The organism is Salipiger sp. PrR007 (assembly GCF_010499845.1).
Taxonomy (GTDB): Bacteria; Pseudomonadota; Alphaproteobacteria; order Rhodobacterales; family Rhodobacteraceae; genus Salipiger; species Salipiger pacificus_A.
On record NZ_JAAGOZ010000017.1, the window covers coordinates 241,981 to 266,087 of the forward strand.

The window sequence follows — 24,107 nt, forward strand, 5'->3', positions numbered from 1 at the left end:
CAGGGGAAGTTCCGGTGCTAGAGACGCTCAGATCCCGCGGCTTCGATGTCGAAGTGCGCAACCATGCCGCGGCGATTCTGAGCGTCGATTTCCCCGAGGAGACGGCCGAGCTGGTCGAGACGCTCTCGGAGTTCAGCATCGAGCTGTCGGAGCTGATCGCCGGTGGCGGCGGCGAGTCGGGTCAGACCCAGCGGCTGCGACGCGCGCTCGCCGCCCGCGGCTGGGCCAAGCACAACTTCCTTGTCCAGACCATCGTCGACGGTGTCGAGCGCGAGGCGATCTCGCACGAGATCGACCACGTGCGCCGCGCCAAGGCCGGGCGGCTCGCACTCGAGATCGAGTGGAACAACAAGGACCCGTTCTTCGACCGCGATCTCGAGAACTTCCAGCGCCTGCACGCACAGTCGGCGATCTCGCTGGGGATCGTGGTGACGCGCGGGTCTTCGTTGCAGGACCGCATGCTGCCGCGCATCCGCGGCTGGCTCGAGGCGCAGGGGCTGCAATCGGAAGAAGACCTGCAGAGACTCGGCATTGGCGACCGCACCGCCAAGCAGCGCGCGGCGGTCGAGGCGCAGGTCGCCAGGGGCGTGTCCTTCCCCGAGGCATTTGCCCGCAAGTTCGTCGGCGACAAGTTCGGCACTGCCACCACCCATTGGTCTAAGCTCGACGAGCGCGTCCGCCGCGGCGTCGGCAATCCCTGCCCATTGGTGCTGATCGGCCTGCCGGACGCGATCCTGTCGGGCTGACGTCCCGAAGCTCCGGCGCTTCGGAAATGTTCAGAAGCGACCAAAGCGCGCCAGACGTCGAGCAGAGCCCTGGGGCGGGCGCTGGTTACTCCGCCGCGACGCTCGAATTGTAGCTGTAGGTTTTCCAAGTCGGCTTGTAATCGGCATCGGCCTGGTTGCCCCAGACCGTCCAGCCCTCGCGCACGCCACGCCCAAACATTTCGAGGTAGGGCCCCTTCGAGCAGCTCTCGATCAGCGTGTATTGCTCGTCGGGCTTGCGCGAGTGCTCGCGCTTGCGGGTCTGGATCATGTTGACCTGGCGCCGGCCCGCTGCTTCGGTCCGAGCGCTTCTGCCACGGGTTCCGAAGAGCAGCAGCTCGGTCACGTTGCGGAAGTAGAAGCCCACACCGCGCCCGTCCGAACCGCCGTCCTTGCGAATCTTGTGCCAGACGATGTTCGACTTGTATTCGAAGCCCCAAGAGCTGAGCACCTGAAGCCCCTCGGGCAGCAGCGCGTTGGGCACCCAGAGGTAGCAATGGGCCGTGTCCTGCAGGTGGTCGGCCACCGGCAGTGCGCAGATGTCCTCGAGCGTCATCGTGGGATAGCGCGCCAGGCGCTTATGTTCGGGGGCGACCTTCCCGGTGCGGTTGGTGAACCGCCAAGGCGGATCGGCCATCACAGTGGCGAACCGGTCGTCGCCAAGGAACTCGGACAGATGTTGCGCGGCGCTTTGTGTCATCGTCGAAATATAGCCCCCAGATCGAGCAAATGTCACGCGGCTTTCGCGCCCCGCGCGAGGCATTTACGCTCTATGGCAGGGCGCGAACAAAAATGGAACGATTCGACGCTGGGGAAGGCGCCCGATTGCCTCGACGTTGCGGAGCTTGGTCTAGCCCCGGCGCGCGCTGAGACGGACCAGTCAGCCGCGCCGTGGGGCTCGGGCCCCCTCCGGCGCGGCACTGTTCCAAGCGCGCAGGTCAGTCCTCGAGGTGATCTTCCTTCTTCTCCTCGATCAGCCCCAACTCCTTTTTCTTGCGGTCGAGGAAGCGCTGGCCGTAGGCATCGTTGTCCTCTTCGCCGACGACCTTGCGGGCACGGGCGAAGACGTCCTCCTCTTCTTCGTCCATGTGGTGCTCGTAATCGTGCTTGAGCGTGCGGAAGCGCGTCAGCCAGCCGGGCGAGGACATGTCCATCTCGTTTAATTCCTCGAGGATCTCGTCCATCTCGGCGTGTTCATGCACGGAATGGCGGGCGGCGTCCTGGCCCCAGGTGTGCTGCATCAACTCGGAATAGAACTCTTCTTCCTCGGCGGCGGAGTGGGATTTGATGTCGCGGTAGAAGGTGTTCCAGGCCTCGCGGCGTTCGGGGCTGTCGCCGGTGGTCTCGTCGATACGCTCGAGCAGAGCGCGATGCGTCTCGTGGTCCTTCTTGATGGCGTCGTAGATCGAGGTCATGGCAGCTCTCCGCGTGCAGATGGCGATTGCGCAGGCAACGCAGAGAGAGCTGCGCGGGTTCCGTCTGGTGGGAGGGCTCAGATCGCTATGCGGGTCGCCATGCGCTGGTGCAAGAGGGCAGAGAGCTGCGTGAGCGCCTGCGTCGTCGGGCGCCGCTCGGCCCGCGCCGCGGCCAGCGCCCGCGCCGCAGCCTCGAGCGCGCTGTCCCCGGCGCTGCGTGCCAGCCCGGCAAGAAACTGCGCGATATAGTCGGCGAGCCCGGGCTCTCCGGCCTCTTGCAAGAGCGCGGCGGCATGGGCGATGTCGTCCTGGTAGGCCAGCGGGTCGGGGGTGATCGGGTCGTCCGAAACGAGCCGGATGCCGCCGGGTTTGCGGCTGTCGGGCAGGGCGGCGATGATCGCGTTCTGAAACGCGAGCAGGCTGCGTAGCGGTTTTTCGAGGAAACCGTCAGCCCCGGCGGCGCGCAGCATGTTCTCGGCAAAGGGGTCGCCGCTGATGCCGAGGATCACCGGCAACCGCGGGCTGCGTGCCACCAGTTCGGCGATCAGCCCCGCACCCGATCCGTCGGGCAGTCCGAGGTCGATCACCGCGACGGTCGGTCGGTAGAGCGACAGGTGGCGTCGCGCCGCCTGCAGGCAGTCCGCCCGGCGGATCCGCGCGCCGCTGCGCAGGGCCATCAGGCGCAGCGCATCGCAGGCGTAGCGGCTGTCTTCCACCGCGAGGATCGTCATGCCGAGCAGGGGCCGGGTGGCGGTGGGGCGCGGTGGAAAGGGCGTGTTGCGGTTGCTGTCGGTCATGTCGCTGTCGGTCATCTGGCCTTCCTCGATAGAGCGGTCGGGCGGGGTCGAGAAGAGACGCCCGCGCCAGTCCATCGTGCCCCGCCTTGGCTAATGGGCGGTTAATGGACGCACCCGGCTTGCGGGGCAGGGGCCGCACGCGCGATAACCGGGCGACGCGAGGATTCGAGGGAGAGTGTCATGATCGGTCGTCTCAACCATGTCGCCATTGCCGTGCCCGATCTGGAGGCGGCCTCGGCGATGTACCGTGACACGCTGGGCGCGGCGGTCGGCGCGCCGCAGGACGAGCCGGACCATGGCGTGACGGTGGTGTTCATCGAGCTGCCCAACACCAAGATCGAGCTGCTCTACCCGCTCGGGGACGAGTCGCCGATCCAGGGCTTTCTCGACAAGAACCCCTCGGGCGGCATTCACCACGTCTGCTACGAGGTCGAGGACATCCTCGCCGCGCGCGACCATCTCAAGGCACAGGGGGCGCGGGTGCTGGGCAATGGCGAGCCGAAGATCGGCGCGCATGGCAAGCCGGTGCTTTTCCTGCACCCCAAGGATTTTCAGGGTACGCTCGTCGAGCTGGAACAGGTCTGAGGACACATCATGGCAATCACTTCCGGCATCGTGCTCTTCGCGGTCATCTGGTTCATGACCTTCCTTTGCGTGATTCCCGTGCGGCTGAAGACGCAGGGGGACCTCGGCGAGATCGTGCCCGGCACCCACGCTGGCAGCCCCGAGGTGCACAATCTCAAGCGCAAGGCTTGGATCACCACCGGCATTTCGGTTGTTCTGTGGGGAATCTTCGCGGGGATCATCTTCAGCGGGATGATCTCGGTCCGGGATATCGATGGCTGGATGTTCAACCGGATGGGCCCGCCCTTGACGGCTGGCGAGTGATCCCGCCAGCCCCGGCTTTCTAGCCTGATTGCCTAGCTCGCGGGGCGTTCGCCCTGCAGCCGGTGGTAGAGGTGGGTGAAGGTCGCCGCCCCGAGGATCGGGATCAGCAGGTTCACCAGCGGCACCGACAGCGGCAGCGCCATGAGCACGCCGGCGATCCAGATCGTCACGAGGTGGCGGCGGCGCAGCACGGCGGCCTGTTCCCGACCGACCCGGCGCATCGCCGCGAGGGTGAAATATTCCCGCCCCAGCAAGAAGCCGTTCAGCCCCCAGAAGATGAAGGGCGCGAGCGGGGCGAAGAAGACGTAGAGCACCAGCGCCACGAGGTTGGCCCCGATCAGCACGCCAAGGAAGCTCAGCGTGTCGCGCAATGCCTCGTCCCAGCTTACCTCGGTCGCCGGGCCGAGTGCGGGATAATGTCGGTCCTCGACCGCCTGCGCCACGTCGTCGAGGAAGAACGAGGTGATCGCCGAGGCAACGGGCACCATCAGCACCACCGAGAGCAGCATCATCAGCGGCACCGCACCCCAGCTGATCGCGGTGTCGACCCAGGTCACGTCGCCGATCCAGGGCAGCGAGACAGTGTCGCCGACCAGCCAGCCAACGACGGTGACGAAGACGAAGTAGATGAGCACGAAGAGCCCGACCGTCAGGCCGAGCCCCTTGAGCAGAACCGAGCGGAAGCGCGGATCGCCGATCTGGCCGATCGCGGCAAGAAAGGATGCCGGGATCATGCGTCCATCCAGGTGGTGATCGCCTCGAGGTCGGGGCGCGGGCGCTCCGGCGGGGCCGAAGTTTCGGTGCCGATGTGAATGAAGCCCGCGACGCGCTCGTTCTCGGCCAGCCCAAGCGTCTCGGCGACGAAAGTGCGGTCGTGCGAGGCCCAGCCGGTCAGCCAGTTCGCGCCCCAGCCCGAGGCCAGCGCGGCGTTGAGCAGGGCAAGGCAGGCGGCGCCCGCGGAATAGGTCTGCTCCAGCGGCGGAATCTTGGGGCTTTCCTTTTGCACCTCGATCACCGCGATGCAGAGCGGGCTATCGGCAAAGGCGGCGCGGGCCTTGGCGCCCTGGTCTTCGTCGATACCCAGCGCGGAAGCGCGGGCTGCGACGGCCTCGGCCATACGGTCGAGCGCGCCGCGCTCCAGCACGATGAAGCGCCAGGGCTCGAGCTTGCCGTGATCCGGCGTGCGCGCAGCGGCGGTGAGCAGCGGCAGGAGCGCCGCGCGGTCGGGTGCCGGGCCGGTCAGCGTCTTGGCCGGGCGCGAGCGCCGGCTGAGCAGGAAGTCCATCGCCTGCGGGTTGGGGGTGGGCATCGCCGTCTCCTCATTCAGTTGACCCCTATGTCAGGCTTTGACGGCGCGGATTCAACCGGTTGCGGTGCCGGGGTGTGCCTTGAGACAGGCCGAAGGCAGTCGGCGCCGAGTTGGGGGTGTCTGGTTTGCGACGGGCTGATATGAGCACGGGCAGCCGCACGAGGAGCCCCGCCATGGCCAAATCCGACCTTTCCCATCTCGCCGCGCCGGGTACGGTGCTGGAGCTGCGCGTTACCCCCAAGGCCTCGCGCAACGAGATCCGCGAGGAAGAGGGGCAGATCCGGGTCTACGTCACCACCGTTCCGGAAAACGGCAAGGCCAACGAGGCGGTGATCAAGCTGCTGTCAAAGGCGCTGGGGTGCCGAAGTCGCGGCTCACGCTGGTCCGCGGAGCAACGTCACGGGACAAGGCCTTCCGGGTGGAGGGGTGATCACTCCTCCTCGTCGGCTCCCTGCCTGGTATAGACGCCCTCGGGCAGGCTGATCGCGGCGGCGAGATCGCGCATCTGGGTCATCGAGAGCGTGATCTTGTTCACCCTGTCGGTGCGCGGATCATATTGCTCGACCGTGACGCATTCCTCGAAGCTCGAGACGATCACGTCTTCCTGCAAATGCGGCTCGCCCTCGTCGACGAGGGTCACCACTGTGGCGTCAAATTCGTGCTCGATGCTGAACATGAACCCAGCCTAGACCTGCCTTCACGCGGCGCGCAATCCACAAAATGTACCAGCCCCTGGCGGCGGCGCGGGGCCCACGCAAAAAGCACAAAGATGCCACTCTATGCGCGCTGCACTGGCGCCGGGGCGCGCCGCCGCCTATCCTTCGATCCATGACCCGAACCGGAGCGACCTTCCGCATGCGCCGACTTCTGCCCGTTTTCCTCGTCCTCGCCTCGGCCCTTGTTTCGGCCTGTGCCGTGGCGCCTGTTTCCTCGGTGCCCTCGGGTCGCAACGATCCCTTCTCTGGAGGGGGCGAATCCCGCGCCGCACGGCAGTTCACCGAGGTTGTCCACCGTGTCGAGCCGGTCGCCGAGAGCCAGTGCCGAAACTTCACCCGCGGCGGCGCGAACTGCGATTTCCTGATCGTCGTCGACGACCGCCCCGACGAGACGCCGAATGCCTTCCAGACCCGCGACAGCCAGGGGCGGCCGGTTCTGGCCTTCAACCTCGCGCTGATCCGCGAGGCGCAGAACGCCGACGAACTGGCCTTCGTCATGGGCCACGAGGCCTCGCATCATATCCTCGGACACCTCGACCGGGTGCAGGAGGATGCCGCCATCGGCGCGATCATCTTCTCGGGCATCGCCGCGATGACCGGCGCGGATGAGGCTTCGGTGCGTTCGGCCGAGGAATTCGGCGCCTCGGTCGGGGCGCGGACCTTTACCAAGAACTACGAGTTGGAGGCGGACGAGCTGGGCACGGTGATCACGCTGCGCAGCGGCTTCGATCCGATTCGCGGCGCGCGGTTCTTCGAGCGTTTGCCGGATCCGGGGAACCGTTTCCTCGGGACTCACCCGCCGAACAGCGAACGAATCGAAACCGTGCGGCGCACGAGCGAGGCGTATCGGGCCGGCGGCGGCGTCTGACGTTGATGTGCATCAAGGGGGCCGCCGCCCTGCCGTGCTAGGCTTGTCCCGAGGCAAGGCCGAAAAGGCCGCCAACAAGGGAGAAGAGCCATGCCTGGAGCGAAGGATTTCAAACGTCATGCCGGTCTCGTCGACCAGATGGCCGGAGCGCTCGGCGTCGACCTCGAAGAGCAGATGATGCGCGGACGGTTGAGCTTTGCCGGTCTCGAGGATGCGGTGCTGGCCTGCACCGGCTGCCACAAGCCCGGTGACTGCGAGCATTGGCTCGCCACCCGCGATGGCATCACGGCGGCCACGCCGGGCTATTGCCGCAACGCCGACCTTTTTCGCGATCTGACCGGACGCTAGCGCGATGATCTCGGCCAACATGCTGCGCGGCCCGAGGCCCTTTCCGCTGGGCGACGAGCGCAGCCATTACTGGCGCGTACAGCGCATGGCCCGGGCCACCGGTGTCGATCTCGCCGAGGCGCAGCGCCGCGGGGTGCTGCCGCAGGACGACTGGGCCGGGATGGTCCGGCGCTGCCGAGCCTGTCTCTGGGCCGAGGGCTGCGCGCGCTGGCTCGACCACCGGGCCGGTATAGAGGCCGAAGGGGAGGGCGCGCGCGTCTGGCCCGAAGACTGTGTGAACGGACGTCCTTTCAAGATGTTGCGGGATGAACTCCGGAACGAGGTGTGAATCATGCTGGGCGATCAGGCACGGCACTTCTGGATGGCGCGCAGCGTGGCGCGGGTCATGGGCCTCAACCTTGCCGAGCAGATCGACACGGGGCGGCTTCGGCCCGAGGAATATCAGGTGATGGTGGCCGCCTGCTGCGGCTGCGCGCTGGTGGAGCAATGTGAAAAGTGGCTGGCGACCCATTGCGATCTCGCCAGGGTGCCGCCGCCGGGATGCCGGATCTCGGCGCCGCTGACCCGGCTCAGGCGCGCGAAATGAGATAGGTGCACTTTTTTGAGAGGGGAGTGCATCTCACTGCGGCCCGTTAAACATGAGCGGGCCGCTTTTTTCTGCCCGGCTTCCGCGGCAGCCGGGGAGCGATCGTAAGACCGCGCCCTGCTCTGACCCTGCAGGCGGGGCTGCACGCTCAAGAAACAGGCTGATGCATCGGGACCGCCTTCCGTATAGGCGGTTCGCTTTGACTTGCACCCCGCGCCGCCGATAGCTAGTGGCGTTGCAAATTCTGGAGTACCCCGCATGGTCATGACCCGCTTTGCCGGCGCCGCGCTTGCGCTCGCGCTTTCCTTCGCATCTGGCACCGCTTCGGCGCAGGAGTTCGTGGCCAAGATCGGCCATCTCGAAAGCACGGCGCAGAGCCGCCACGTGCACCTCGAGAAGGTCGCCGAGCTGGTCAAAGAGCGCACCGAAGGCGCGGTCGAGCTGCAGATCTTCCCGCAGGGCCAGCTGGGCAACCAGCGCCAGATGAACGAGGGCGTGCAACTCGGCACCATCGAGGGCACCGTCGCCCCGGCCGCCTTCCTTGGCGGCTTCAACCCGGCGGTGTCGATCCTCGATATCCCCTACCTGATCCCCGAGGACGCCGCCGAGGCGCAGGCGCTGCGCGAGGGCCCCTTCGGCCAGGCGTTGCTGGACACCTTCTCGGACAAGGGCATGGTCGCGCTGATGCTCTGGCCGAATGGCAAGAAGCAGTTCACTTCGAACAAGCCGCTCGACAATCTCGCCGCCTTTGCCGACCAGAAGTTCCGGGTGATGGACAGCTCGATCCTCATTGAGCAGTTCAACGCGCTGGGCGCCTCGGCCATCGCGCTGCCCTTCGGCGAGCTCTACACCTCGCTGCAGACCGGCGTCGTGGACGGCGAGGAGAACCCGCTCGATACCATCAAGAACATGAAGTTCTACGAGGTTCAGGAGAACGTGGTGATCTCGGATCACGGCGCGATGGAAGACGTGGTTCTGTTCAACCCGATGTTCTGGGAGAGCCTGCCGGCCGAGTATCAGGACGTGATCAAGGGCGCCTTCGCCGAGGTCATCCCCGATCTGACCGCCCACAAGGCCGCCGCCGTCGAAGAGGCGCTGCAGGTGATCAAGGACTCGGGGACCAACGTCCGCGTCGCCTCGCCCGAAGAGCGTGCCGAGCTGCGCGAGCTGACCTGGGGCCCGGCCTCGGAAGCCTATGTCGCCATGGCCGGTGAAACCGGCAAGACGCTGCTGGACGCCTACGAGACGGCCACCGCCAAATAAGTCCGCGCCCCGCGGGGCGACCTGACTTTCCAAGACCTTACAGGGCGCCCGGTTCTCCGGGCGCCTCTTTGCAAGACGCCGCCCGACCGCTGATCCGGAGACCGCCCATGACATTCCTCAACTTGCTGCGAAGGGTCGAGCGCACGATCCTCGTGGTGCTGTTCCTGACCATGGTGGCGCTGTTCTTCGGCTCGGTGGTGGTGCGGGAATTCGGCGGCACCATGGCCAGCCGCTTTGCCTGGATCGAGGAAGCGGTGCGGCTGATGAACCTTTTCCTGGTCTTCCTCGCGCTCGGCCTCGCGCTGGAGCGCGGCAAGCACGTGGGCATCACCAACCTGCGCGACAAGCTGCCCGAACCCGCGCGGCGCTGGCTCTTGCGGGTCATCGACACGGTGGGGCTGCTCTTTTCGCTCTACGTGGCGTGGCTGGGCGTACAGATGGTTGAGTTCGTGCTCAAATCCGGCCAGACCTCGCCGACGCTGGGGATCCCCATGGGGCTGATCTATCTGGCGCCGGTCATCGGCTTCCTGCTGCTGGCGCTGCGCTACGGGCTGAGCCTCTTCGGCGTCATCGACCGCTTCGCGGCGCAGGCGGAGGCCGAGTGATGCTGATCCTGATCGTCCTCCTCGCCGCGCTGCTGCTGCTTGCCGGTTTCGAGATGCTGCTGGTGCTGGGCGTGCCCGCGCTGGCTTACAAGGAGCTCTTCTACGCGAGGCTGCCGGACCCGGCGATCGTGCAAAAGATCGTCGGCGGCATAGACCACACGACGCTGCTGGCCATCCCCTTCTTCATTTTCGCAGCAAACCTCATGGGGGCGGGGCAGATCGCCGCGCAGCTGGTCAACGTGGTGAAGGCGCTGGTCGGCCATACCCGGGGCGGCATCGGACACGTGGTGGTCGGCGGCTCCATGGCCTTTGGCGCGGTCTCGGGCTCGGCCCCGGCGACGGTCGCGGCGATGGGCCGAATGGTCTATCCCGAGATGCGCCGGGCCGGCTACTCGGACAAGTTCAGCCTCGGCCTGCTGGTGGCCAGCGCCGAGACCTCGCTGCTGATCCCGCCGTCGATCACGCTCATCGTTTACGGCTGGATGACCGGCACCTCGATCTCGCGGCTCTTTGCCGGTGGGCTCGCCGTGGGGCTGGTGCTTGGCCTGGCCTTCGCGCTCTTTGTCTGGCTCGAGGCCGGCAAGGGTGGGGTGACCCGCGAGCCGCGCGTGGCGTGGTCCGAACGTCTGCGGGCCATCTGGCAGGCGAAATGGGCGCTCGGGATGCCGGTCATCATCCTTGGCGGCATCTATTCCGGCGTCATCACCCCAACCGAGGCGGCGGCGGTCAGCGTGGTCTATGCCATCGTCGTCGAGGCCTTCATCCTGCGCAGCCTGACGTGGAACGACCTGTTCAAGATCACCGAGCGCAGCGCCATCAACACCGCGATCATCTTCGTGCTCTTGGCGATGGGCGGGCTGATCTCCTTCTTCGTGACGCTGGCGCAGGTGCCGAACTCGATCATCGGCCTTCTGGAGTCGGTGGACGCGGGCTGGATCACCTTCCTGATGGTGGCCAACCTCTGCTTCTTCGTCGCGGGCATGTTCATCGACCCGAACTCGGCGCTGCTGGTGCTGGTGCCGCCGCTCTTCCCGGTCGCGCAGTCGCTGGGGATTGACCCGGTGCACTTCGGCATGATCGTCACGCTGAACATCTCACTGGGGATGATCACGCCGCCCTTCGGGCTGGATATCTTCGTGGCCTCCTCGACTCTGGGCAAGCCGGTGTCGCAGATCATTGCCGGGGTCTGGCCCTTCGTCGTGGTCAACATCCTGGTGCTGCTGCTGATCACCTATCTGCCGCAGATTTCGCTCTTCGTGCCGAAACTGATCTTCGGGTGAGCCCGGCGCGCGGCGGCCCTCCACATCGCGGCGCCGCCCTGCTACACCTGCGACAACCTCGCGAGAAAAAGGGCGTTTGCGCATGACCACTCCGAAACCCGTTGTCCTGACCATCCTCGACGGCTGGGGCCTGCGAGACGAGACGGCGTACAACGCCCCGGCGCTGGCCAAGACGCCCACGATGGACAGGCTCTACGCCACATGCCCGCATGCCACGCTGGTCACCTTCGGGCCCGAGGTCGGCCTGCCGAGCGGCCAGATGGGCAATTCGGAAGTGGGCCACACCAACATCGGCGCGGGCCGGGTGGTGGCGATGGATCTGGGCCAGATCGACCTCGCGATCGAGGACGGCTCCTTCTTCAAGAACGAGGCGATCCTCGACTTCGCTGCCAAGGTGAAGGCTGCGGGCGGTCGCGCACACCTGATGGGGCTCGTCTCGGACGGCGGCGTGCACGGTCACATCACCCACATCAAGGCGGCGGTGAAGCTGCTGGTCGATCAGGGCCTCGAAGTGGTGCTGCACGCGATCACCGATGGCCGCGACGTGGCGCCGAAGTCGGGTGAAGGCTTCGTGAAGGATCTTGACGAAAGCCTGCCCGAGGGTGCCAGCATCGGCACCGTCATCGGTCGCTACTACGCCATGGACCGCGACAACCGCTGGGAGCGGGTTCAGACGGCCTATGAGGCGATGGTGGGCGGGAAGGGCGAAACCGCCCCCGACGCGGTCACCGCCGTTGCCCAGAGCTACGCCAATGACAAGACCGACGAGTTCATCCCGGCGACCGTGATCGGCGGCTACGAGGGGCTGACGGCGGGCGACGGTTTCTTCTGCCTCAACTTCCGCGCCGACCGGGCGCGCGAGATCCTCGCGGCCATCGGCGCGCCGGACTTCGACGGGTTCGAGCGCGAGAAGCCCGAGCTTTCGGCGCTGCTCGGCATGGTCGAATACTCGGACAAACACAACGCCTACATGACGACAGCCTATCCCAAGCGGGTGATCGTCAACACGCTGGGCGAATGGGTGGCCAAGCACGGGCTCACGCAGTTCCGCCTCGCCGAGACCGAGAAATATCCTCATGTCACCTTCTTCCTGAACGGTGGCAAGGAGACGCCTGAGGAAGGCGAGGACCGCTTCATGCCCAAGTCGCCCAAGGTGGCGACCTACGACCTGCAGCCCGAGATGTCCGAACCCGAGGTCGCCGAGCGCTTCGTCGCGGCGATCGAGAAGGGCTATGACCTCATCGTCACCAATTTCGCCAACCCCGATATGGTCGGTCACACCGGCGATCTCGACGCGGCAATCAAGGCCTGCGAGGCGGTGGACGACGGGCTCGGCAAGGTGGTCGCGGCGCTCGAGAAGGTCGGCGGCGCCATGGTGGTCATCGCGGACCACGGCAATTGCGAGACCATGTGGGACGACGAGACGAATGGGCCTCACACCGCGCATACGACCAACCCGGTGCCGGTGATCCTTTTCGGCGGACCCGAGGGCGCGACGGTGCATGACGGCATCCTCGCCGATGTCGCTCCGACGCTGCTGCAGCTGATGAACCTGCCGCAGCCCGAGGAGATGACCGGGACGAGCCTGATCGACGAATGAGAGCCGCCGCGCTGATCCTTTGCCTGATGGCGGGTCCGGCGCTGGCGCAGGCCCCGGGCGAGGCTGCCCGTGCCGCGGCACGGGCGCTGGAAGCGGCTTCTGTGCAATTGGGGCAGGCGGACACCGCGCGCGACCGCGTCAAGGCGCTGACCCGCACTGTCGAGGCCTATGAGGACGGGCTTGCCGCCCTGCGCGACGGGCTCCGGGACGCGGCCGTGCGCGAGACCGAGCTGAGCCGCCGGCTTGCCGCGCAGGAGGGCGAGGTGGCGCAGCTTCTGGGCGTGCTGTCGAGCCTCGGCAGCACGGCGGCCCCCGAGGCGCTGCTGCATCCGGCGGGGCCCGTCGGCTCGGCGCGGGCGGGCATGCTGCTGTCGGCGGTGACGCCGGGATTGGCGCAGGAGGCGCGCCAACTGCGCTCCGACCTCGACGAGGTGGCGCAGCTGCGGACCCTGCAGGAAAGCGCCGCGCAAACCCTGCGCGAGGGGCTGGCCGGTGTGCAGGCCGCGCGCACCGAGCTTAGCCAGGCGGTGGCCGACCGCACCGACCTGCCGATGCGTTTCACCGAGGACCCGGTGCGCACCGCGATCCTCATCTCGGCCACAGAGACGCTGGAGGGCTTTGCCTCCGGCCTGTCGAACATCTCGCAGGGCGAGGCGCCGAACCGGCTGCCACCCGTGGATGCGCGGCGCGGCAGCCTGCCGATGCCGGTGCGCGGGCAGGTGCTGCGCGCGGCGGGCGAGGCGGATGCCGCCGGGGTCTCGCGACCCGGCATCGTGATCGCCACGCTGCCGCAGGCCATCGTCACCACGCCCACTGCCGCCACCGTGCGCTACTCCGGCCCGCTGCTCGATTATGGCCTCGTGACCATTCTCGAGCCGCAGCCGGATTTGCTCATCGTCCTCGCGGGGCTGGACGAGACCTATGCGGCGACGGGGGAAATCCTTTCCGAGGGCGCACCCGTCGGGCTGATGGGAGATGCAGCAGGCGACGGGGCGTCACCGTCACGTGAAGGTTCCGGCGCTGGACGCACGGAGACCCTGTATATAGAGGTAAGAGAGGGCGACGCGCCCGTGGACCCGCTAGAATGGTTCGCCAGCGACAAGGGATGATCTGAGGATGAACAAGTTTCTGATGGCCGCACTGGGCGGCACCGTGGCAGGCGTGGTGGCGACGACGCAGTTCGTCGGCCCGCTGCTGGCCCAGGAAGCCGAGAAGAACACCAGCGTCTACGAACAGCTCGACCTCTTCGGCGACATCTTCGAGCGCATCCGTGCGCAATATGTCTCGGAGGTGGATGACAAGAAGCTGATCGAGGCTGCCATCAACGGCATGCTCACCTCTCTCGACCCGCATTCGAGCTACCTTCCGCCCGACGATGCCGCCGACATGCGCGTGCAGACACGCGGCGAATTCGGCGGGCTTGGCATCGAGGTCACCCAGGAAGATGGCTTCGTCAAGGTCGTCTCGCCGATGGACGGCACCCCTGCCGCCGAGGCCGGCGTGCAGGCCGGGGATTTCATCACCCATGTCGACGGCGAGTCGGTTCTCGGGCTGAACCTCGACGAGGCGGTCGACAAGATGCGCGGGCCGGTCGGCTCCGAGATCGTCATCACCGTGGTGCGCGAGGGTGAGGACGAGCCCTTCGATATCTCGATCATCCGCGACACGATCACCCTCACCGCCGTGCGCACCCGCCGCGAGGGCGACAGCGTGGTGCTGCGCGTGACCACATTCAACGACCAGACCTTCCCCAACCTCTCGGAAGGGCTGGCCAAGGAGGTCGAGGCCGCGGGCGGCATCGACAAGATCAACGGCATCGTGCTCGACCTGCGCAACAACCCGGGCGGCCTTCTGACCCAGGCGATCAAGGTCGCCGACGCCTTCCTCGACAAGGGCGAGATCGTGTCGACCCGGGGCCGCAACGCCGCCGATGGCGAGCGCTACAATGCCACCGAGGGCGACCTTTCGGACGGCAAGCCGATCGTGGTGCTGATCAACGGCGGCTCGGCCTCGGCGTCCGAGATCGTCGCCGGTGCGCTGAAGGATCACCACCGCGCCGTCGTCGTGGGCACCAAGAGCTTCGGCAAGGGCTCGGTGCAGACGGTCATGCCGCTGCGGGGCGACGGCGCGATGCGCCTGACCACCGCGCGCTACTACACCCCCTCGGGCCGCTCGATCCAGGCGCTCGGCGTCTCGCCCGACATCGTCGTCGAGCAGCGTCCGCCCGAGCCGGAGAGTGAAGAGGACACCGTGCCCGGCTTCGGCCGCTCCGAGGCCGACCTGCGCGGCGCGCTGGACAACGACAGCCTGACCGAGGACGAGGTCCGCCAGATTGAAGAGGACCGCGCCAAGGCCGAGGAAGCCGCCAAGTTGCGCCAGGACGACTACCAGCTGGCCTATGCGATCGACATCCTCAAGGGCCTCAGCGTTCTCGGCGACGAGCAGGCGCTCATGCAGCAGGCGCAGGCGGCTGACAAATAAGGTTTCCGGGTTTCCGGGACTGGCAAAGGCGCGTCCCGCGGGGCGCGCCTTTGTCCGTCGGGGGGTGCTTCCAGTGGCTTCGGCTCGTGGCCAGACGGGTCGTCCCTTCCAAAATTCCTGAACCGGCGCTAGCGTGCGCCGCAAACCAAGGAGCCTCCGATGAAGACCATGACCCCCGAAGAAATCGCCGCGCTGCCCTATCGCCGCAACGTCGGCGTGATGCTGGTCAACGCCGCCGGGCACGTCTTCGTCGGCCAGCGACTCGACAGCGAGGTGCCCGCCTGGCAGATGCCGCAGGGCGGGATCGACGAGGGCGAGGGGCCACAGGAGGCCGCCCTGCGCGAGCTCGAGGAAGAGATCGGCGTCAGCCCCTCGCTGGTCACCGTCGAGGCCGAGACCGAGGGCTGGCTCTGCTATGATCTGCCGCACGACATCGTGCCGCGCATCTGGAAGGGCCGCTACAAGGGGCAGGAGCAGAAGTGGTACCTGCTGCGCTTCCACGGCGAGGATGCGCAGGTCAACATCCAGACCGAGCACCCCGAGTTCTCGGAATGGTGCTGGCTGCCGGCGGATGAGGTTCTGGGCCAGATCGTGCCCTTCAAGCGCCCCGTTTACGAACAGGTCATCGCCGCCTTCCGGGAGAAGCTGTGATCCGTACCGCGTTCCTGTTCCTCGTTCTGTTGCTTGGTGTGGCCAGTCCGGCCTTTGCGCTCAAGTGCCTGCCGCCGGACGTGGCGCGCGACGTGCGCGCGGCGAAGTCCGAGCAGACCGAGTGGATCGCGGTGAACGGCATGCTCGAGACCGGACCGGTGCCACGCAGTTCGGGCGAAGTGCCCGCGCGCTTCTGGGGCTGGGCACTGGGGCGGGCGGGCTTCGACCGCCCCTTCGACCAGCGCATCACCCTGCGCGTTTCCTGCTACGGCCCATGGTGCGGCGAGGCTCGGACCGGCCCCATGGCGGCGCTGCTGAAGCGCGAGGAGGGCCGGCTTGTGCTGATCGCCGACCCCTGCAACGCCAACCGCTGGCCCGGTCCCAGCGCCCGCCAGGTGAGGGCGCTGGTGAAGAGCTGCGGCGCGGGGTGCCGCTGAATTACCGCAGCCGGTGCAGCACCTCGAGCGAGGCATAGCCGTCCGGCACCACGCCGACCGCACGCTGGTAGTCCCGCAGCGCCTTGATCGTGTTCGGCCCGATGCGCCCGTCGACCCCCGAGGGATCGAAGCCCGCCTGCCTCAGCCGCACCTGAAGCTCTTTGCGCTCGTCGCTGGTCAGCGCGCGCTCGTCATCGGGCCAACTGGCGCGGATCGGCGCGCCGCCCATGATCCGGTCGGCCAGGTGCCCGACCCCGATCACATAGGCGTCGGCGGCGTTGTAGCGCGAGATCACCTTGAAGTTCTTGAAGGTCAGGAAGGCCGCGCCCCTGTGTCCCGCCGGCAGCAGCAGCCGGGCCGAGCCGAAGTCCTGTACCGGGCGTCCGTCCATGCCGACCACGCCGAGCCGCGCCCAATCCGAGGGCATGCGGCTCGTGCTGCCCGCCAGCTCGTAGTCGAAGCCGCGCGGCAGCTGTACCTCGACTCCCCAGGGCTGACCGTGGATCCAGCCGTTCTCGGCAAGGTAATGCGCCGTCGAGGCCAGCGCGTCGGCGGGGTCGTCCGACCAGATGTCGCGCTTGCCGTCGCCGGTCCAGTCCACCGCCAGCGCGCGGTAGGAGGAGGGGATAAACTGCGTGTGGCCCATCGCCCCGGCCCAGCTGCCGGTCATGTGCTCGGGGCTGGTGTCGCCGTTCTGGATGATGTGCAGCGCGTCGATCAGCTGACCCTCGAAGAAAGAGCCCCGCCGCGAGCCAAAAGCCAGCGTCGCCAGCGCCGGGATCACCGGATGCGTGCCTCGATGGCTGCCATAGGCGCTTTCCATGCCCCAGATGGCCAGCACCACTTGCCGGTCGACGCCGTAGCGCGCCTCGATCTGGCGCAGAAGCTGGTCATGCTGCGCCAGCGCCGCCCGGCCGTTCTCGATGCGCGTGTCCGAGACCGCCGAGCCGAGGTAGGCCCAGAGTGTCTTGGTGAACTCCGCCTGGTTGTTGATCTTGTGCAACGCGTCCGTGTCGAGCGCGACGTTGCGGAGCGAAACGTCGAGGGTGCGCTCGCTGATCCCCTCGGCGCGGGCACGCGCGCGGAAGCTGGTGAGCCAGCGGGCGAACTCCTGCTGCACCTCGCTGGCGGGGACCACCTGCGCGGGCTCCGCCGCGACAAAGGCGAGAGGGCGCAGCGCCGGGCGCTGCGAGATCACCGGGGCGGTGAAGTCGTCTAGGCGGTCTGCCGAGACCTGCGTGGCCATCAGGCACAGCGCGAGGCCGGAAAGGCTCCGTTTCATCTGGGGTCACCTACTGCTCGTGTTCTTGTTGACCGGAAGGCTACCGCGTGCGAGGCGTTTTGCGAAGGAGGGGCCGCGATCACATTTCACGCAATCGGCAAGAGATTGCGGACGGGGGGCTCACATCCGGATCGCGCAGCTGCCTCTCTCGGCCTCCATGCGCGCCATGAAGCCGCGCAGCATCGGCACGCGCTCGGGCCGGAAGGAGGTCTCCAGCACCTCCATCCCGACCATCCGGTCGAGCCGAAACGTGCGGTAGTCGGCGCGCAGCAGGCACCAGGCGATCAGGCAATGCGAATTGTCGAGCAGCAGCAGCGACAACGGCTTCACTTCGCGCTGCGTCGCCGCGCCCTGCGCGTCGCGGTAGCCGAAGCGGATGTGCCACTCTTCCCGGCAGGCGCAGCGCAACCGGGCGGCGTCGATGGTGGGCTCGGCCGGGGGCGAGAAGCGATGCGCGGTCAGCACCGCGTGGCGCAGCTGGTGGGCCTGCCGCTCGGGCAGGCGGGCGCGCAGCTTTGCCAGCGCATTGCGCGCCGCATGGGCCAGCGCCGGATCGGCCAGCGCCTCGACCTCGCGCAGCCCCAGCACCAGCGCCTCGAGCTCGTCCTCGTCGAACGACAGCGGCGGCAGGTGCGGGTCCTCGATGAGGGTGAAGCCATAGCCGGCCTCGCCGTCGATCACCGCGCCGAGCCCGCGCAGAGACCCGATGTCACGATAGAGCGTGCGCTCCGACACCCCCGTTTCCTGCGCCAGCGTGGCGGCGGTGACGGGGGAGGGCAGGCGGCGCATGGCCTGCATGAGCTGGAAGAGGCGTTCGGTCCGGGACATGGCCGCATCATCCTGCACCGTCCTGACAGATTTCGGCAAGAGCGCCGGCTAGGGTCCGAGGCGCCGGCACTTCCTTCCCTCCAAGTCCCGAAAAGGACCCATTCCATGCTGACCCTGATTTCTCTACCGCCCGCGCTCGGCGAGCCGTCCAACAGTCCCTTCTGCGTGAAGGCGATGATCCTGCTGGAAATGTCCGGCCTCGACTGGCAGCCGCGATTCCTGCGGATACCCGAGGGGCCCTATGGCAAGTTGCCGGTGCTGGAGACGCCGCAGGGCGCGGTGCCCGACAGCGCGCTCATCCAGACTTGGCTGGAGGCGCAGGGGGCGGATGTCTTTCCCGGCTTCGACGGTGCCGCGCGCGGCATGGCCCATGCGGTGATGCGCCTGGCCGAGGACAGCCTGCGGTTGCAGCTGGTGCACGACCGCTGGCTCGATGCCCGCGTCTGGCCGCAGTTCTTCCCGCATGTGTTCAAGGACATGCCCGACGGGCTCGAGGCCAAGGTGCAGGAAAGCCAGCGGCAGGGCATGACGTGGCAGGGGATCGCGCGCTATTCGGAGGAGGACCGCTGCACGCTGGCGGAAATGGACCTCGATGCGCTGGTCGCCGTGCTGGGTGAGGGGCCGTGGCTCTTCGGCGCACGGCCCTCGGCTGCGGATGCCTCTGCGCTGCCTGTACTGAGCATGATCGACCGGCTGCCCGGCGAGACCGCGCTGCGCCGGGCGCTCCGCGCGCGGCAGCCGCTGATGGACTACGTCGCGCGCGGTCGAGAGACGCTCTACGCGCCGCTCAACGATCGGATTTACGTGTCCGGCTGACCTTGCGGGCGGTCTTGGCGTCCTTGGCGCGGGCCTGCACGTCCTTGCGGCGTGCGGGTCCCTTGCCCTTGCCGCCCTTGCCTTTCGGCCCGCCCTTGCCACCGGGGGTTTTCTTGAACCGCCCGTAGCCCGCGGGCTTGCGGTGGCGCGGGGCCTCGACCGCCTCGCCCGCCAGTTCCAGCAGTTCCAGCCCGATGCCGCCGGTCACCGGCGTCACGTCCACCAGCTTCACCCGCACCCGCAGGCCCAGCGTGATCAGCGTGCCGGTGTCGGCGCCCATCAGCGTGCCCGCGTCGCGGTCGAAGTGGAAGAACTCGTTGCCGAGGTTGCGGATCGGCACCAGCCCGTCGGCACCGCTCTCGTCGAGCTTCACGAAGACCCCGAACTTGGCGATACCGCTGATCCGCCCGCCGAATTCCGCGCCGACGCGCTCCGACAGGTAGGCCGCGAGGTAGCGGTCGGTGGTGTCGCGCTCGGCCATCATCGAGCGCCGCTCGGTGTCCGAGATGTGCTCGGCGGTCTGCTGCAGCCGCTCGATGTCCTCCTGGCTCAGCCCGTCGTCGCCCCAACCGTGCGCGGTGATGAGGCCGCGGTGCACGATGAGGTCCGAATAGCGGCGGATCGGCGAGGTGAAATGCGCGTAGTTGCGCAGCGCCAGGCCGAAGTGGCCGAAGTTCTCGGGGTTGTAATAGGCCTGCGTCATCGAACGCAGCGTGGCGAGGTTTATCAGCTCGGCATCCTCGCGCCCCGCCGCGTCGTGCAGCAGCTTGTTGAGATGCGCGGTCTTCAGCACCTGCCCCTTGGCCAGCGTCAGCCCAGAGGCCAGCGCGGTCTCGCGCAGCGCGTCAAGCTTTTCGGGCGGCGGCTCCTCGTGCACGCGGAAGAGCAGGGGTGTGCGCTTGGCGATCAGCGTCTCCGCTGCCGCCACGTTGGCGAGGATCATGAACTCCTCGATCAACTTGTGCGCGTCGAGCCGATCGACGAAGTTGACCGACGCCACGGTGCCATCCTCGGCCAGAACGATCTTGCGCTCGGGCAGCTCGAGGTCGAGCGGCTGGCGCCGTTCTCGCGCGGCGCGCAGCGCGTTGTAGGCTGCGTAGAGCGGGCGGATCACATCCTCCAGAAGCGGCCCGGTCTTGTCGTTGGGCTGGCCGTCCATCGCCGCCTGCACTTCGGCGTAGTTCAGCGAGGCGGGCGAGCGCATCAACCCGCGCTGGAACTCATGCGAGCGCTTGTTGCCCTCGGCGTCGATCACCATGCGCACCGCGATGCAGGCGCGCGGCACGCCCTCGTGCAGCGAGCACAGGTCACCCGACAGCCGGTCTGGCAGCATCGGCACGACGCGGTCGGGGAAGTAGCTCGAGTTGCCGCGCTTCTTGGCCTCGCGGTCGAGCTGCGAGCCCGGCAGCACGTAATGCGCCACGTCGGCGATGGCGACCCAGATGACATGGCCGCCGGGGTTCTTCGGATCCGTGTCGGGCTCGGCGAAGCAGGCGTCGTCATGGTCGCGCGCGTCGGCGGGGTCGATGGTCACCAGCGGCAGCTCGCGCAGGTCGGTGCGGCCCTTGAGGCCCGCGGGCTTCATCCGGTCGGCCTCTTCCAGCACCTTGGCCGGGAAGTCGTCGGGAATGCCGTGCTGGTGGATGGCGATGAGCGAGACCGCCTTGGGTTCCGACGGATCGCCAAGCCGCATCACGATGCGCGCCTTCGGCAGCCCCATGCGCGAGGCGCGCGGTCCGGCCTGCTCGGCCTCCACCAGCTCGCCATCCTTGGCGCCGCCCATGGCATCGGGGGCCACCAGCCATTCCTTGTCGGCGCCCTTGTCGATCGGCACGATGCGCCCGCCCTCGGGGCCCTTGCGGAAGATGCCGACGATCTTGCGCGGGCTGACACCGATCTTGCGAATGAGCCGCGCCTCGTAGTTGTGGTCGGCTTCGTGCACCACCTGCAGTTTGGCAAGGATGCGGTCGCCCTCGCCGAGCGCCGGGTCGGAGGCGCGCAGGACCAACAGCACGATCGGCTCGACGCCCTCGCCGTGCCATTCCAGTGGCTGCGCGAAAAGATCACCATTCTCGTCCGGCGCCCTGACCTGCAGCACCGAGACCGGCGGCAGCCGGTCGGGGTCACGGTAGGTCTTGTGGCGTTTCTCCAGGTGCCCCTCGGCCTCGAGCTCCTTGAGGATGCGCTTGAGGTCAATCCGCGCAGCGCCCTTGATGCCAAAGGCCTTGGCGATGTCGCGTTTCGCGGTCTGGGTCGGGTGCGCGGTGATCCAGTCGAGGATCTCGGCTTTCGAAGGCAATTTGCTCATGCCGCAGCCGTAGCATGGGCGGCGGGCAGCGTCATCGCGATTCTCTCGCGGTCTCACCTCTGCGGCAACCGCCGGGTTTGCCGCCGCGCCCGCCTCTTCGCCTGAACATAAATATCCCGGGGGAGCCGCCGCAGGCGGCGGGGGCAGAGCCCTCTTCTTCTCTTCGCCGCCGCCATCGCATTTGCACGCGCGCGCGCCGCGCGGTAGCCAAGGGCAAACCACGCCCGGAGATGCGCTCATGACCACCGATCCCGTTCAGCTTACCGCCGACCTCATCCGTTGCCCGTCGGTCACCCCCGAGGAGGGCGGCGCGCTGGTGTTGCTGCAGGGAATGCTGGAAGCGGCGGGCTTTGCCTGCACCCGGGTCGATCGGGGCGGGGTGTCCAACCTCTTCGCCCGCTGGGGCGAAAAGGGCCACGCCAGCACCTTCGGTTTCAACGGTCACACTGATGTGGTGCCGGTGGGCGATGTAGCCGCCTGGACCGTCGATCCCTTCGGCGCCGAGGTGAAAGACGGCATCATGTACGGGCGCGGCGCGACCGACATGAAGTCGGGCGTCGCCGCCTTCGCCGCCGCGGCGGTGGACTTCGTGAAAGAGACCCCGCCCGAGGGCGCCATCGTCCTGACCATCACCGGCGACGAGGAGGGGGACGCGCTGGATGGCACCACGGCTCTGCTCGACTACATGGAGGCCGAGGGCGAGAAGATGTCGATCTGCATCGTCGGCGAGCCGACCTGCCCCGAAGAGATGGGCGACATGATGAAGATCGGCCGCCGCGGCTCGATGAACGCGCATTTCACCATGACCGGCAAGCAGGGCCATTCGGCCTACCTGCACCGCGCGCTCAACCCGATGCCGGCCATGGCGCGGCTGATGGACCGGCTGTCGAGCCACGTGCTCGACGAGGGCACCCAGCATTTCGACCCCTCGACGCTGGCGGTGGTGACCATCGACACCGGCAACCCGGCAACCAACGTCGTGCCGGCGCAAACCCGCGCCACCCTCAACATCCGCTTCAACGACACCCACAGCGGCGCCTCGCTCTCGGACTGGCTGCGCGCCGAGACGGCCAAGGTCGATGCCGAGTTCGGCACCCGCACGGAGCTGAAGATCAAGATCTCGGGGGAGGCCTTCCTGACCCCGCCGGGGCCGCTCTCGGACCTGGTGGCGCAATCGGTCGAGGCCGAGACCGGCCGCACCCCCGTGCTCTCGACCACAGGGGGCACCTCGGACGCGCGCTTCGTGCGGCACCACTGCCCGGTGGTCGAATTCGGCCTCGTCGGCAAGACACTGCACCAGGTCGACGAGAACGTAGAAGTGGCCCAGATCACCCAGCTCAAGGCGATCTATACCCGGATGCTGCGCGCGTATTTCGCCTGAGGCGGGAAGGGCCCGTCAAAGCCCGCGCCGGGCCCGCTGCCCGGAGCGGGTAGCGGTGGGATTCGCCCCCTTCGCATCTGGCCTCCGCCACGGCAGGGCCGCGCTAAGTCGCCGGGGTGACGTTGGAATTCTCCCCGGTCCCGTCGCGCGCCAAAAATTTTGCCGCGCTGCGACATTCCTGCCACGCCCCCCGCGCCGCGTGGAGTTGCGGTAGACGAAGCCCGTTGCCTTGCGTATCCTCTGGCGCAAACGGGGCGCATACGATCCCGACTTACAGAGGCAGTATTGGCATGTTCCCCGAACGGTTTTCGAACCTTCCGGCTTACGCGTTTCCGCGCCTGCGGGCGTTGCTCGATTCCTTCGAGCCCGGCGGCGAGGTCATCCACATGACCATCGGCGAGCCGAAGCACGCCTTCCCGGCGTTCGTCGGCGAGGTGCTGGCCGAGTCGGTTCATGAGTTCGGCAAATACCCGCCCAACGAGGGCACACCGGAACTGCGCGCCACCATCGCCGCGTGGATCGCCCGCCGCTACGGCGTGACCGTCGATCCCGACACGCAGGTGAGCACGGTGAACGGCACCCGCGAGGGGCTCTACAATGCCGCCATGGCGCTCTGCCCGGAGACCAAGAACGGCCAGCAACCGCTGGTGGTGATGCCAAACCCCTTCTACCAGGTCTATGCGGTGGCCGGACTCTCGGTCGGCGCCGAGCCGGTCTATGTGAACGCGACCGAGGCGACCGGCCATCTGCCCGACATCGCGGGTCTGCCCGAGGACGTTCTCGCCCGCACTGCGCTGGTCTACCTTTGCTCGCCCGCCAACCCGCAGGGCGCCGTGGCCGACCAAGGCTACTGGCAGACGCTGATCGCGCTTGGCGAGAAACATGACTTCCAGATCCTCGCGGATGAGTGCTACTCCGAGATCTATCGCGGCGAGGCCCCAATGGGCGCGCTGCAGGTGGCGAGCGAGATGGGCGCCGATCCCGAGCGGGTGGTGATCTTCCACTCGCTGTCGAAGCGCTCGAACCTGCCCGGGCTGCGCTCGGGATTCGTGGCGGGCGGGCCCGAGAGCCTGCGCCGGATCAAGCAGCACCGGTCCTTTGCCGGCGCGCCGCTGCCCTTGCCCGTGCAGCGCGTGTCCGAGCGGGCCTGGGCCGACGAGACGCATGTGGAAGAGAACCGCGCCCTCTATCTCGAGAAGTTCGAGCTGGCGGACCGCATCTTCGGCAACGTGCCGGGCTACATGCCGCCGCAGGCAGGGTTCTTCCTCTGGCTGCCGGTCGAGGATGGCGAGGCCGCGGCGTTGAAGCTCTGGAAAGAGACCGGCGTGCGCGTGCTGCCGGGCGCCTACCTGTCGCGTGACACCGAGGCGGGAAATCCGGGGAAGGGGTTCCTGCGCGTGGCACTGGTGGCCTCCCGCGAGGAAACCGAGCGCGGGCTGACCCGGATCCGGGACTGCCTGTACGGGCAATAAGAAAAAACGACG

Annotated in this window: 27 protein-coding genes and 1 pseudogene; 19 read left to right on the forward strand and 9 right to left on the reverse strand. The window is 67.6% G+C overall.

Annotation, left to right across the window (positions count from 1 at the left end):
• The first annotated feature begins 14 nt into the window (after positions 1–14).
• On the forward strand, positions 15–746 hold the full coding sequence (locus tag G0Q01_RS08035) for a BglII/BstYI family type II restriction endonuclease (RefSeq protein ID WP_164213251.1): 732 nt from the start codon (positions 15–17) through the stop codon (positions 744–746).
• An 85-nt stretch (positions 747–831) separates the two neighbouring features.
• Here the strand turns inward: G0Q01_RS08035 and G0Q01_RS08040 are convergent, their stop codons facing one another.
• From G0Q01_RS08040 to G0Q01_RS08050, 3 genes are all read right to left on the reverse strand, one after another.
• Positions 832–1,464: an MT-A70 family methyltransferase gene (locus tag G0Q01_RS08040; protein WP_164213252.1), complete on the reverse strand. Its 633-nt coding sequence runs from the start codon at positions 1,462–1,464 to the stop codon at positions 832–834.
• A 238-nt stretch (positions 1,465–1,702) separates the two neighbouring features.
• Positions 1,703–2,179 (reverse strand): hemerythrin domain-containing protein, encoded by a 477-nt coding sequence (locus G0Q01_RS08045; protein WP_164198616.1) that lies wholly within the window; start codon positions 2,177–2,179, stop codon positions 1,703–1,705.
• Positions 2,180–2,256: 77 nt separating this feature from the next.
• Positions 2,257–3,051, reverse strand: coding sequence for a response regulator (locus tag G0Q01_RS08050; RefSeq protein ID WP_370526690.1), 795 nt, complete (start codon positions 3,049–3,051; stop codon positions 2,257–2,259).
• A gap of 105 nt (positions 3,052–3,156) precedes the next feature.
• Here G0Q01_RS08050 and mce point away from each other — a divergent pair, with 105 nt between their 5' ends.
• Together mce and G0Q01_RS08060 are read left to right on the forward strand one after the other, a co-directional pair.
• The gene (gene mce / locus G0Q01_RS08055; RefSeq protein WP_164198617.1) at positions 3,157–3,561 is read left to right on the forward strand and encodes a methylmalonyl-CoA epimerase; all 405 of its coding nucleotides are present in this window, start codon (positions 3,157–3,159) and stop codon (positions 3,559–3,561) included.
• Between the two features lie 9 nt (positions 3,562–3,570).
• Positions 3,571–3,864, forward strand: coding sequence for a DUF1467 family protein (locus G0Q01_RS08060; RefSeq protein ID WP_164198618.1), 294 nt, complete (start codon positions 3,571–3,573; stop codon positions 3,862–3,864).
• Between the two features lie 32 nt (positions 3,865–3,896).
• Here G0Q01_RS08060 and G0Q01_RS08065 read toward each other — a convergent pair whose 3' ends face one another.
• Positions 3,897–4,598: an EI24 domain-containing protein gene (locus tag G0Q01_RS08065; protein WP_164213253.1), complete on the reverse strand. Its 702-nt coding sequence runs from the start codon at positions 4,596–4,598 to the stop codon at positions 3,897–3,899.
• Complete coding sequence (locus tag G0Q01_RS08070) at positions 4,595–5,173, reverse strand: nitroreductase family protein (protein ID WP_164213254.1); 579 nt, start codon at positions 5,171–5,173, stop codon at positions 4,595–4,597. Before G0Q01_RS08070 ends, G0Q01_RS08065 begins: the two co-directional genes overlap by 4 nt.
• A 173-nt stretch (positions 5,174–5,346) precedes the next feature.
• Here G0Q01_RS08070 and G0Q01_RS08075 point away from each other — a divergent pair.
• Positions 5,347–5,603: pseudogene (locus tag G0Q01_RS08075) on the forward strand (DUF167 domain-containing protein).
• On the opposite strand, the gene G0Q01_RS08080 reads toward G0Q01_RS08075, so the two are convergent.
• A complete protein-coding gene (locus tag G0Q01_RS08080) occupies positions 5,604–5,849 on the reverse strand; it encodes a hypothetical protein (protein ID WP_108967336.1) in 246 nt (81 codons plus the stop codon).
• Between the two features lie 179 nt (positions 5,850–6,028).
• On the opposite strand from G0Q01_RS08080, the gene G0Q01_RS08085 reads away from it, so the two are divergent.
• The 12 genes from G0Q01_RS08085 to G0Q01_RS08140 all read left to right on the forward strand — a co-directional run bounded on the left by G0Q01_RS08085 (position 6,029) and on the right by G0Q01_RS08140 (position 16,008).
• Entirely contained in the window at positions 6,029–6,757 is a 729-nt protein-coding gene (locus G0Q01_RS08085) for a M48 family metallopeptidase (protein ID WP_164213255.1), read from the forward strand.
• 90 nt (positions 6,758–6,847) lie between these two features.
• On the forward strand, positions 6,848–7,105 hold the full coding sequence (locus tag G0Q01_RS08090) for a DUF6455 family protein (RefSeq protein ID WP_108967332.1): 258 nt from the start codon (positions 6,848–6,850) through the stop codon (positions 7,103–7,105).
• 4 nt (positions 7,106–7,109) lie between these two features.
• Positions 7,110–7,433 carry a DUF6455 family protein gene (locus tag G0Q01_RS08095; protein ID WP_235939846.1) on the forward strand — a complete coding sequence of 108 codons (324 nt, stop codon included), beginning with the start codon at positions 7,110–7,112 and terminating at the stop codon, positions 7,431–7,433.
• Between the two features lie 3 nt (positions 7,434–7,436).
• The gene (locus tag G0Q01_RS08100) at positions 7,437–7,691 is read left to right on the forward strand and encodes a DUF6455 family protein (RefSeq protein WP_203594938.1); all 255 of its coding nucleotides are present in this window, start codon (positions 7,437–7,439) and stop codon (positions 7,689–7,691) included.
• A gap of 258 nt (positions 7,692–7,949) precedes the next feature.
• A complete protein-coding gene (locus G0Q01_RS08105) occupies positions 7,950–8,954 on the forward strand; it encodes a TRAP transporter substrate-binding protein (RefSeq protein WP_164213256.1) in 1,005 nt (334 codons plus the stop codon).
• A gap of 107 nt (positions 8,955–9,061) precedes the next feature.
• Entirely contained in the window at positions 9,062–9,559 is a 498-nt protein-coding gene (locus G0Q01_RS08110; protein ID WP_164198627.1) for a TRAP transporter small permease, read from the forward strand.
• Positions 9,559–10,839 carry a TRAP transporter large permease gene (locus G0Q01_RS08115; RefSeq protein WP_164213257.1) on the forward strand — a complete coding sequence of 427 codons (1,281 nt, stop codon included), beginning with the start codon at positions 9,559–9,561 and terminating at the stop codon, positions 10,837–10,839. The genes G0Q01_RS08110 and G0Q01_RS08115 overlap by 1 nt, the downstream gene beginning before the upstream one ends.
• A gap of 82 nt (positions 10,840–10,921) precedes the next feature.
• On the forward strand, positions 10,922–12,439 hold the full coding sequence (gene gpmI / locus G0Q01_RS08120) for a 2,3-bisphosphoglycerate-independent phosphoglycerate mutase (RefSeq protein WP_164213258.1): 1,518 nt from the start codon (positions 10,922–10,924) through the stop codon (positions 12,437–12,439).
• Positions 12,436–13,548, forward strand: a complete 1,113-nt coding sequence (locus G0Q01_RS08125) for a murein hydrolase activator EnvC (RefSeq protein ID WP_164213259.1) — start codon at positions 12,436–12,438, stop codon at positions 13,546–13,548. The genes gpmI and G0Q01_RS08125 overlap by 4 nt, the downstream gene beginning before the upstream one ends.
• Before the next feature lie 7 nt (positions 13,549–13,555).
• Positions 13,556–14,920, forward strand: a complete 1,365-nt coding sequence (locus tag G0Q01_RS08130; RefSeq protein WP_164198631.1) for a S41 family peptidase — start codon at positions 13,556–13,558, stop codon at positions 14,918–14,920.
• A 168-nt stretch (positions 14,921–15,088) separates the two neighbouring features.
• Positions 15,089–15,571, forward strand: a complete 483-nt coding sequence (locus tag G0Q01_RS08135) for an RNA pyrophosphohydrolase (protein ID WP_164213296.1) — start codon at positions 15,089–15,091, stop codon at positions 15,569–15,571.
• Positions 15,568–16,008 carry a hypothetical protein gene (locus G0Q01_RS08140; protein WP_108967318.1) on the forward strand — a complete coding sequence of 147 codons (441 nt, stop codon included), beginning with the start codon at positions 15,568–15,570 and terminating at the stop codon, positions 16,006–16,008. Before G0Q01_RS08135 ends, G0Q01_RS08140 begins: the two co-directional genes overlap by 4 nt.
• 1 nt (position 16,009) lies before the next feature.
• On the opposite strand, the gene G0Q01_RS08145 is transcribed toward G0Q01_RS08140, so the two are convergent.
• Together G0Q01_RS08145 and G0Q01_RS08150 are read right to left on the reverse strand one after the other, a co-directional pair.
• Entirely contained in the window at positions 16,010–17,290 is a 1,281-nt protein-coding gene (locus G0Q01_RS08145) for a lytic murein transglycosylase (RefSeq protein WP_164213260.1), read from the reverse strand.
• A 120-nt stretch (positions 17,291–17,410) separates the two neighbouring features.
• Entirely contained in the window at positions 17,411–18,118 is a 708-nt protein-coding gene (locus G0Q01_RS08150; RefSeq protein WP_164213261.1) for a YafY family protein, read from the reverse strand.
• A 105-nt stretch (positions 18,119–18,223) separates the two neighbouring features.
• Here G0Q01_RS08150 and G0Q01_RS08155 point away from each other — a divergent pair, with 105 nt between their 5' ends.
• Positions 18,224–18,934, forward strand: coding sequence for a glutathione S-transferase family protein (locus G0Q01_RS08155; RefSeq protein ID WP_164213262.1), 711 nt, complete (start codon positions 18,224–18,226; stop codon positions 18,932–18,934).
• Here G0Q01_RS08155 and rnr read toward each other — a convergent pair.
• Complete coding sequence (rnr, locus tag G0Q01_RS08160) at positions 18,906–21,242, reverse strand: ribonuclease R (RefSeq protein WP_108967310.1); 2,337 nt, start codon at positions 21,240–21,242, stop codon at positions 18,906–18,908. The genes G0Q01_RS08155 and rnr overlap by 29 nt on opposite strands.
• A 238-nt stretch (positions 21,243–21,480) precedes the next feature.
• On the opposite strand from rnr, the gene dapE reads away from it, so the two are divergent.
• Both dapE and G0Q01_RS08170 read left to right on the forward strand, forming a co-directional pair.
• Positions 21,481–22,623: a succinyl-diaminopimelate desuccinylase gene (gene dapE / locus G0Q01_RS08165; protein WP_164213263.1), complete on the forward strand. Its 1,143-nt coding sequence runs from the start codon at positions 21,481–21,483 to the stop codon at positions 22,621–22,623.
• A gap of 290 nt (positions 22,624–22,913) precedes the next feature.
• Positions 22,914–24,095 (forward strand): aminotransferase class I/II-fold pyridoxal phosphate-dependent enzyme, encoded by a 1,182-nt coding sequence (locus G0Q01_RS08170; RefSeq protein WP_164213264.1) that lies wholly within the window; start codon positions 22,914–22,916, stop codon positions 24,093–24,095.
• The last annotated feature ends 12 nt before the right edge of the window (positions 24,096–24,107 follow it).

Excerpts from the sequence above, each read along its gene's own strand:
- G0Q01_RS08040 (WP_164213252.1), bottom strand. The coding sequence starts at position 1,464 with ATGACACAAAGCGCCGCGCAACATCTGTCCGAGTTCCTTGGCGACGAC.
- G0Q01_RS08045 (WP_164198616.1), bottom strand. The coding sequence starts at position 2,179 with ATGACCTCGATCTACGACGCCATCAAGAAGGACCACGAGACGCATCGC.
- G0Q01_RS08050 (WP_370526690.1), bottom strand. The coding sequence starts at position 3,051 with ATGGACTGGCGCGGGCGTCTCTTCTCGACCCCGCCCGACCGCTCTATC.
- mce (WP_164198617.1), top strand. The coding sequence starts at position 3,157 with ATGATCGGTCGTCTCAACCATGTCGCCATTGCCGTGCCCGATCTGGAG.
- G0Q01_RS08060 (WP_164198618.1), top strand. The coding sequence starts at position 3,571 with ATGGCAATCACTTCCGGCATCGTGCTCTTCGCGGTCATCTGGTTCATG.
- G0Q01_RS08065 (WP_164213253.1), bottom strand. The coding sequence starts at position 4,598 with ATGATCCCGGCATCCTTTCTTGCCGCGATCGGCCAGATCGGCGATCCG.
- G0Q01_RS08070 (WP_164213254.1), bottom strand. The coding sequence starts at position 5,173 with ATGCCCACCCCCAACCCGCAGGCGATGGACTTCCTGCTCAGCCGGCGC.
- G0Q01_RS08080 (WP_108967336.1), bottom strand. The coding sequence starts at position 5,849 with ATGTTCAGCATCGAGCACGAATTTGACGCCACAGTGGTGACCCTCGTC.
- G0Q01_RS08085 (WP_164213255.1), top strand. The coding sequence starts at position 6,029 with ATGCGCCGACTTCTGCCCGTTTTCCTCGTCCTCGCCTCGGCCCTTGTT.
- G0Q01_RS08090 (WP_108967332.1), top strand. The coding sequence starts at position 6,848 with ATGCCTGGAGCGAAGGATTTCAAACGTCATGCCGGTCTCGTCGACCAG.
- G0Q01_RS08095 (WP_235939846.1), top strand. The coding sequence starts at position 7,110 with ATGATCTCGGCCAACATGCTGCGCGGCCCGAGGCCCTTTCCGCTGGGC.
- G0Q01_RS08100 (WP_203594938.1), top strand. The coding sequence starts at position 7,437 with ATGCTGGGCGATCAGGCACGGCACTTCTGGATGGCGCGCAGCGTGGCG.
- G0Q01_RS08105 (WP_164213256.1), top strand. The coding sequence starts at position 7,950 with ATGGTCATGACCCGCTTTGCCGGCGCCGCGCTTGCGCTCGCGCTTTCC.
- G0Q01_RS08110 (WP_164198627.1), top strand. The coding sequence starts at position 9,062 with ATGACATTCCTCAACTTGCTGCGAAGGGTCGAGCGCACGATCCTCGTG.
- G0Q01_RS08115 (WP_164213257.1), top strand. The coding sequence starts at position 9,559 with ATGCTGATCCTGATCGTCCTCCTCGCCGCGCTGCTGCTGCTTGCCGGT.
- gpmI (WP_164213258.1), top strand. The coding sequence starts at position 10,922 with ATGACCACTCCGAAACCCGTTGTCCTGACCATCCTCGACGGCTGGGGC.
- G0Q01_RS08125 (WP_164213259.1), top strand. The coding sequence starts at position 12,436 with ATGAGAGCCGCCGCGCTGATCCTTTGCCTGATGGCGGGTCCGGCGCTG.
- G0Q01_RS08130 (WP_164198631.1), top strand. The coding sequence starts at position 13,556 with ATGAACAAGTTTCTGATGGCCGCACTGGGCGGCACCGTGGCAGGCGTG.
- G0Q01_RS08135 (WP_164213296.1), top strand. The coding sequence starts at position 15,089 with ATGACCCCCGAAGAAATCGCCGCGCTGCCCTATCGCCGCAACGTCGGC.
- G0Q01_RS08145 (WP_164213260.1), bottom strand. The coding sequence starts at position 17,290 with ATGAAACGGAGCCTTTCCGGCCTCGCGCTGTGCCTGATGGCCACGCAG.
- G0Q01_RS08150 (WP_164213261.1), bottom strand. The coding sequence starts at position 18,118 with ATGTCCCGGACCGAACGCCTCTTCCAGCTCATGCAGGCCATGCGCCGC.
- G0Q01_RS08155 (WP_164213262.1), top strand. The coding sequence starts at position 18,224 with ATGCTGACCCTGATTTCTCTACCGCCCGCGCTCGGCGAGCCGTCCAAC.
- rnr (WP_108967310.1), bottom strand. The coding sequence starts at position 21,242 with ATGAGCAAATTGCCTTCGAAAGCCGAGATCCTCGACTGGATCACCGCG.
- dapE (WP_164213263.1), top strand. The coding sequence starts at position 21,481 with ATGACCACCGATCCCGTTCAGCTTACCGCCGACCTCATCCGTTGCCCG.
- G0Q01_RS08170 (WP_164213264.1), top strand. The coding sequence starts at position 22,914 with ATGTTCCCCGAACGGTTTTCGAACCTTCCGGCTTACGCGTTTCCGCGC.